This window comes from Rosenbergiella sp. YN46 (genome assembly GCF_036620675.1).
Lineage (GTDB): Bacteria > Pseudomonadota > Gammaproteobacteria > Enterobacterales > Enterobacteriaceae > Jejubacter.
In genome coordinates, this window is the sequence record NZ_JAZHEE010000021.1 from 63,034 (window position 1) to 69,963 (window position 6,930).

Below are 6,930 nucleotides of genomic sequence, written 5' to 3' on the forward strand. Positions count from 1 at the left end.
CCCATTCAAGGCGATCGCGACAGCGGGTATCGAGCGCAACGCGTCAATTTAGCTGGAACAACTCACTTCCAGCCGCTTGCCCCAGTCCGGCGGGCGCTGTACGTAATCATCGTCCCGATCGTCGAAGGGGCGGCTCAGGGCCGCCAGTAGCCGTTCAAACTCGCCGGGGTCGTCCCGTTCCGCCTGTTCGATAGCGCGCTGCGCCAGCCAGTTACGCAGCACCAGCGCCGGATTAGCGGCCCGCATGGCGGTACGCCGGCTCTCATCGCTGACCTCATCCTGTAGCAGCCGCGCCCGATAACGACTGAACCAGTCGTCAAACGCCTGCCTGTCGATAAACTCATCGCGCAGCGGAGATTCCGCCTGACGCTGCTGGGTTTCGCTCAGCAGCCGGAAGGTACGGGTATAGTCGCTGCCCTCTTTTTCCATCAGCGCCAGCAGCCCGGACAGCAGCTCGTTATCGCCCGCCTGCGGCGTCATCAGCCCCAGCTTGCCGCGCATCAGACGCCCGTATTCGTTCATTAGCGCTGGCTGATAGCCTTCCAGCGCCTCGTTAAGCTGAGCGGCGGGCACCAGCGGCGACAGGGACTGCCCCAGCCGTTGCAGGTTCCACAGCCCTACGGCGGGTTGATTATCAAAGGCGTAGCGCCCCTGCCAGTCCGAATGGTTACAGATAAAACCGGGGTGATAATCATCCAGAAAGCCGTAGGGGCCATAGTCGATAGTCAACCCGATAAGCGACATATTATCGGTATTCATCACACCGTGGGCAAAGCCTGCACACTGCCAGCGAGCGATCAGCCGCCCGGTGCGGGCCACCACATCCCGAAACATCAGCAGGTAGCGGTCCGCCTCCTGGGCCAGTTGCGGCCAGTGGCGTTCAATGGCGTAATCCGCCAGCTGGCGCACCTTTTCCGGCTCGCGCCGGTAGTAGAAATGTTCAAAATGACCAAAGCGCAGATGGCTTTCGGCAATGCGCATCAGCATGGCCCCGCGCTCTGGCTGTTCGCGCCACACCGGGGTATCGCTGGTGACCACCGTCAGGGCCCGGGTGGTGGGAATGCCAAGATGGTACAGCGCCTCTGATGCCAGCGCCTCGCGAATGGTGGATCGCACCACCGCCCGGCCATCGCCCATACGCGAATAGGGCGTCAGCCCCGCCCCCTTCAGGTGCCAGTCATAGCGACGCCCGTCTTCCAGCCGCTGTTCGCCCAGCAGAATACCGCGCCCATCGCCGAGCTGCCCGGCCCAGACGCCGAACTGATGGCCGCTATATACCTGGGCCAGCGGCTGCATACCGTCCAGCAGCGACTCGCCGCCCCACACGCCGGCGCCGGGCCCACTAAAGCATTGCGAGTTCAGCGCCAGTTCTGCCGCCAGCGCCGGGTTGTACCAGAGCAGACGCGCGTTATCCAGCGGCGTGGGGTTCAGGGCGCTGTAAAAGCCCGCCAACCGGTCGTGCCAGCTGTTATCAAAATGGGGATTATGGGTCATGGAGCCTCCTGCCGCCAGTGTAGTGGCAGAGAGGCGTTTTAACCACGGAGTTTATGCAGGGGTATTGGCTACAGGCGACGCGCCTGCCAGAACTTCTTACGCCAGTATACGTTATCAAGAGAGGAGCGGATCACGCCGCGGCTGGTGGAGGCATGGATAAACTGGTTGTCGGTGTCGTAAATCCCCACGTGCAGCCCGTTATCGCCGCCACCGGTTTTAAAGAACACCAGATCGCCTGGCAGCAACTCTTCTTTATCGATGCGGGTGCCGATTTCCGCCTGAGTGCGGGTTTCGCGCGGTAGCTGTATTTCGAAGCGATCGCGGAACGTCCTCGCTACAAAGCCGGAACAGTCAACGCCGCTGCGGCTCATACCGCCGTAGCGATAGGGCGTACCGCGCCAGTGATTGAGCTGTTCATTAAGCTCGGCGATAACAGTGATGGAATCCGACAGACGGGGGTCAGGCGGCGGCGCCTGATGATGCCCACAGCCCGCAAGCGTTAAGATTGCCACTAACAGTAACCACAGCCGCATTTTCAGGCAATTCCTCTGGCCTCGTTATTTTCGGCCTAATGTAGCCCTGAAAACCCAGTGCTGGCAAGTGGTTGCGGCTGTCAGTAGCCCGTTAACAGCATATTTTCGCCAGCAACCTCCAGCGAGCGAAACGGCAGACCGTAGACAGATTCCAGCCGCAAGGGCGTCAGGACGCTGGCCGGCGCCCCCTGCGCCGTCAGACGCCCGTTGTGCAACAGCCATACCCGCCCGGCGTGGCGCAGGCTGTGATTAAGGTCGTGAGCGCTCATGACGACCGCTACGCCAGCCCGGCACAGTCCGGCCAGCAGCCGATCCAGCGCCGCCTGCTGAGCAACATCCAGGCTATTCATAGGCTCGTCAAGCAGCAGCAACTGCCCTTCGGGGTTGGTGTTCGGATCTATCTGCAACAGCACCGCCGCCAGCCGGGCACGCTGCCATTCGCCACCGGAAAGCGCCGATACCGGGCGCGTCAGTTTATCACTCAGCCACAGGGATTCAGCGATGGTCAACATGGCCGGTTCGCTTCGCCCGACGCGTTGATGAAGTTGCAGATAGTGCCAGAGCGGCATAGCGAAAGGCGGCATCTGCTGCTGGCACAGCCAGGCCCGCCGCGCGGCCAGCGCCGACGCCGACCAGGCGGTCAACGGCCGCCCGGCGAAAACAATGCTGCCCTGCCCCTGCTCCAGTCCGGCCATCAGCGCCAGCAGCGAACTTTTTCCGGCGCCGTTGGGGCCCAGCAGATGCAGACGTTCCCCGGGCTGAATCCCGGCATCAACAGGCCCCACTCTTCCTGGCAGCGCGACGTTCCGCAGTTGCAGTAGTGCGCTCATTCGCGGGCCAGCGCCTGTTGCAGGTCGTGCAGCAAGTGCGGATCGTCAGGCGCGGTATCCGGCGTATAGCGTCGGATAACCTGGCCATCGCGCCCTACCAGGAACTTCTCGAAATTCCACAGGATATCGCCCTGCTGCTGCGCGCCGCGCCCCTTGCTTTCCATCTTGCTGGCAAAGTCGCTGCCGTCCGGCGCTGCGGCATGGGGCGCGGCGGTAATCAGCTTCTGGTAGAGCGCATGGCGCCCCGGGCCGTTGACTTCTATCTTGCTGAACAGCGGAAAGGTTACGCCGTAAGTAGTGCTACAGAAGGCTTTGATCTCATGTTCATCGCCCGGCTCCTGGCCCAGGAACTGATTGCAGGGGAAGCCCAGCACGCTAAAACCCTGCATCTGGTGGGCTTTATACAGCGCTTCCAACTGCTGATACTGCGGCGTCAGCCCACATTTCGAGGCCACGTTGACGATCAGCAGCACATCGCCCTGCCAGCGCGCCAGCAGGGTCTTTTCGCCCTCGATCGTCGTCACTTCGGTATTCAGAATATCCTGCATAGCATCCTCGATATTAATAGGTGTGAATTAAAAGCCTGGCCCATTTGGCGTATCTTGTTGAGGATAGTTTATCCACGGCAGCGCACACGTAGCGCCTGAGGATTCCGGACGCTGCCCGAGGACAAACTAGCCTGATGGGGCTGGCGTCAGGATCTGGCCCGCAATAGTAGCCACACAAACAGCGGCGCGCCCAGGGTGGCGGTGACTACCCCTATCGGCAATTCGGCGGCGCTGAGCGCCTGGCGCGCTACTATATCCGCCAGCAGTAGCACCCCGCCGCCGGCCAGCGCGCTTCCCGGCAGTAGAACCCGGTGATCGGTCAGTCCGCACAGCCGCAGGATATGCGGCACCACCAGGCCAACAAAGCCGATAGCGCCAGCCAGCGCCACGCTAACCCCCACCAGCCAGCCGGTAGCGCCGACCAGCAGGTTACGCCACAGCCAGATGGGTAACCCCAGTTGGCGGGCAGAGGTTTCGCCCAGCGTCAGCAGATTCAGCGGCGACGGGCGCAGGCACAGCCAGACAAGCACCGGCAGTAACGCCAGCATCATCCACCCCTGCCCCCAACCGACGCCGCCAAAACTGCCCATCATCCAGTACATCAGCTGGCGCAGATCGACGCTGGTAGAAAAATAGACCGCCCAGGTCATCAGGGCACTACAGATAATGCCCAGCGCCACCCCGGCCAGCAGCAGTCGGCTGGTGGAAAGCCGACGACGGGCGAAGCGCAGCAGAATTAGCGTAATCAGCAGCGCGCCGGCGATGGCAAGCAGCCCCAGCCCCCAGCCGGGAAGCATGCCGCCGCCCAGCAATACGCCCCCCACCAGCGCCACTCCGGCACCGTTGGCGACGCCCAGCAGCCCCGGCTCCGCCAGCGGATTGGCGAACAGCGCCTGCATCACCGCGCCGCTAACCGCCAGCGCCGCCCCCACCAGCACCACGGCCAGGGTGCGCGGCAGACGAATTTCGCCAACGAACAGCCGACCGGCATCGCTAAACCAGGCACCAGGCCCGATCCACTGCTCCCCGGCGCACAGACTCAGGGCCACGGCGCACAGCAGCATTAGCGCCAGCCCGCACAGCCAGCGGCGCTCTCGACGACGTTGTTGGACAATAAATGGCAGCATAGAACGGCTTATCTCGATGGCACAGAGGATTGATTTTACGGGGAGTTTGGATGGGTGGGAAGGGAGCAAAATAAATACCCCTAATAATTCAATACAACTAACTGAATGCCAGGGAACACTACCCCTACAGAGCTATAATTATTTAATGGCATCAAAAAACAGTATTTCTCTCAGATTTAATCAGGCAGCAAAATTGCTGCCACACAGATTAATCTCTGGGTATAAAAACCTTTCAGTCTAGTCTTTGTAGGGAAATAAATACTGCTCAAGCACTTCTTTTTTAATTTTCTCATCCAGAGCCCCCTCTTCAGACTCTGAACGTTTAATCTTATCCATTGCTATTTCTTTGTTAATTTCTGGAAGGACAGAAAAAACCTTATTCCATTCGTCTGCATACCCATACATTGCCAGAAGTTTACTCAATGACGAATTTATTATTGGGCTGCTACAATACAGTAACGAATCAGTATCCTCACATTCAAACTTCAAATAAAGAATAGCTTTAATCAAAGCATTAACTTCACTCCTGTCAAGCTCTATTTTTTCAATTTCCATTATTTAACCCCCCTTACCTTAACCTGATTATCGGTCAATTTCAATCTGGTTTCATAATCCAAACTCGACGAGGATGAGTAAGGATTTTTACCAGAATATAGCACATCATTGAGCTTTAATCTCCCACTATGTATATATTCCAGGCGAGATGATAGATTGATGTTAGCCCTCTGAGTTTCATCAATTTTGAAGATTACAGAGTAATCCCCACGACCAGCATATCTTGGGTTATTAATCAATAAATCTCGCATCACGTCATCAGGAGACATTAATATATCCGTTATATAAACCTTTCCTTTTGCATTAGGTTCAAGAACACCAGATTTCATTATACTGTCAAGCCCTGCTTTATCAGTATAATGAATAAATATATTTTCTCCGCTCAACCCCAACGGATCCACCCACCCCAGCGGATTCGGCGCATACTGATACAGGTTCAGCCCACCCTGCAACCCTATCGGATCCTGAGTGGTAAAACGCCCCACGCCCGGGTCGTAGTAGCGGAACAGATTGTAGTGCAGACCGGTTTCGCTGTCGGCGTACTGTCCGGCGTAGCGCAGCGGCTGGTTGATGGTCGGTTTGCCCTGGCGCAGCGCCCAGCTTTCCGCGGTCTGGTGGCTGACTTCGCCAAAGCTGCCATACTGCCCGCTCCAGCGCACCGCGCCATCGCCGTCGGTGACCTCCAGCGGCGCGCCGTTAAGATCGGCGGTAAACCAGTAGCATTCTCCGTCCTGCGCCTGGACATGGTGAGGTACAGGCCGTGACGGCGCTGAATCAGATTGCCGTGCGCAGTATAGAGCTGCTGATTCAGAGTAATTAAGTGAGATTACCCAGCGTAATTAAACTCCATGCAATAGTCTCATACTAAGTTTAACTACGCCTAAACGTAGTTAAAACCTCATCCCCATGCTTCATCTTCTGTAATGATTTTAGAGAGAAAGCTATTCAGTGTATTATCTAAAAAAATGAGCTCATCAGACTCAATGTTCGCAAAGTAAATCTGTTCATTTACTTTAGATATACAAAAAGGCCCCCCCCCATTAGTAATGGCGAATGGTATATAACCTTCCGGGATTATTTTTTTTCTCTCGACAAAAGAAAAATAGGCCTGTTCAACAGTAAGATCCCCATCAAAACGAGGGTAGGTTATAGGAAGAAAATATTTTACATCTAATTCCATGCCATCATCAGATATGTAAATACAACGTTCACCAGATAACTCACCACCATTTCCTGACAGATAAAACATTTTTATTTCATTTGAGAATCTAACATTGACCACTCGTTCAAATTCATTATAAACCTCATCAGTCAATGCTTTTGATGTATTTACTGTTAAAAATTCCATATAATGCTCCGAAACTCATGGACATGTTTTAGGGAGTCGGCCCTTCAGCCACCCTTTGCTATGTGATACTTTAATTGCTTCAGGCGTCTCATACTTAACGCCAAAATGCTGCTCAAATTGAGATACAGATCCTCTATGAGGAAATGACTCAACATGGGTTTGTGTTTTTACCAACTGCATAGTGGTTCTCCCTGTTTCCGGATCGAAGTCATCCACATGATGCCAGGTATATGAAGCTGCATCAGATTTTTTAATTCCAGCAGTTTTATAAGCAACCGTAAAATCCCGCCCCCGACTTCCTTGCATCATAATCTGAACAATATTCCTCTGCCCATCCTTCACAGGAAATAAATCAGGGCTGCCAGCAAAATCCCCCCCCGTCAACGTTAAGCCCATGGGGTCGATCCAGGATAGCGGATTCGGCGCATACTGATACAGGTTCAGCCCACCCTGCAACCCTATCGGATCCTGAGTGGTAAAGCGCCCCACGCCCGG

At 55.9% G+C, this 6,930-nt stretch carries 8 protein-coding genes and 1 pseudogene; all 9 read right to left on the reverse strand.

Annotated features, from left to right (window positions below):
• Nucleotides 1-48: 48 nt before the first annotated feature.
• Nucleotides 49-1,494, reverse strand: a complete 1,446-nt coding sequence (locus V3W49_RS15005) for a protein adenylyltransferase SelO family protein (protein ID WP_500146549.1) — start codon at nucleotides 1,492-1,494, stop codon at nucleotides 49-51.
• 68 nt (nucleotides 1,495-1,562) lie between these two features.
• Nucleotides 1,563-2,027, reverse strand: coding sequence for a C40 family peptidase (locus V3W49_RS15010; protein WP_500146550.1), 465 nt, complete (start codon nucleotides 2,025-2,027; stop codon nucleotides 1,563-1,565).
• A gap of 80 nt (nucleotides 2,028-2,107) precedes the next feature.
• Nucleotides 2,108-2,857, reverse strand: coding sequence for a vitamin B12 ABC transporter ATP-binding protein BtuD (gene btuD, locus V3W49_RS15015; protein WP_500146552.1), 750 nt, complete (start codon nucleotides 2,855-2,857; stop codon nucleotides 2,108-2,110).
• Complete coding sequence (locus V3W49_RS15020) at nucleotides 2,854-3,405, reverse strand: glutathione peroxidase (protein ID WP_500146554.1); 552 nt, start codon at nucleotides 3,403-3,405, stop codon at nucleotides 2,854-2,856. Before V3W49_RS15020 ends, btuD begins: the two co-directional genes overlap by 4 nt.
• Nucleotides 3,406-3,551: 146 nt before the next feature.
• Nucleotides 3,552-4,532, reverse strand: a complete 981-nt coding sequence (btuC, locus tag V3W49_RS15025; protein WP_500146556.1) for a vitamin B12 ABC transporter permease BtuC — start codon at nucleotides 4,530-4,532, stop codon at nucleotides 3,552-3,554.
• A 237-nt stretch (nucleotides 4,533-4,769) separates the two neighbouring features.
• Nucleotides 4,770-5,087, reverse strand: coding sequence for a hypothetical protein (locus V3W49_RS15030; protein ID WP_500146557.1), 318 nt, complete (start codon nucleotides 5,085-5,087; stop codon nucleotides 4,770-4,772).
• Nucleotides 5,087-5,815, reverse strand: a pseudogene (locus V3W49_RS15035) (RHS repeat-associated core domain-containing protein); the annotation flags it as partial. The gene V3W49_RS15030 and the pseudogene V3W49_RS15035, both read right to left, overlap by 1 nt.
• Before the next feature lie 170 nt (nucleotides 5,816-5,985).
• A complete protein-coding gene (locus V3W49_RS15040) occupies nucleotides 5,986-6,435 on the reverse strand; it encodes an SMI1/KNR4 family protein (protein WP_500146559.1) in 450 nt (149 codons plus the stop codon).
• A 15-nt stretch (nucleotides 6,436-6,450) separates the two neighbouring features.
• The coding region (locus tag V3W49_RS15045; RefSeq protein WP_500146560.1) for an RHS repeat-associated core domain-containing protein at nucleotides 6,451-6,930 on the reverse strand (480 nt) is incomplete at its 5' end.

Excerpts from the sequence above, each read along its gene's own strand:
- V3W49_RS15005 (WP_500146549.1), bottom strand. The coding sequence starts at position 1,494 with ATGACCCATAATCCCCATTTTGATAACAGCTGGCACGACCGGTTGGCG.
- V3W49_RS15010 (WP_500146550.1), bottom strand. The coding sequence starts at position 2,027 with ATGCGGCTGTGGTTACTGTTAGTGGCAATCTTAACGCTTGCGGGCTGT.
- btuD (WP_500146552.1), bottom strand. The coding sequence starts at position 2,857 with ATGAGCGCACTACTGCAACTGCGGAACGTCGCGCTGCCAGGAAGAGTG.
- V3W49_RS15020 (WP_500146554.1), bottom strand. The coding sequence starts at position 3,405 with ATGCAGGATATTCTGAATACCGAAGTGACGACGATCGAGGGCGAAAAG.
- btuC (WP_500146556.1), bottom strand. The coding sequence starts at position 4,532 with ATGCTGCCATTTATTGTCCAACAACGTCGTCGAGAGCGCCGCTGGCTG.
- V3W49_RS15030 (WP_500146557.1), bottom strand. The coding sequence starts at position 5,087 with ATGGAAATTGAAAAAATAGAGCTTGACAGGAGTGAAGTTAATGCTTTG.
- V3W49_RS15040 (WP_500146559.1), bottom strand. The coding sequence starts at position 6,435 with ATGGAATTTTTAACAGTAAATACATCAAAAGCATTGACTGATGAGGTT.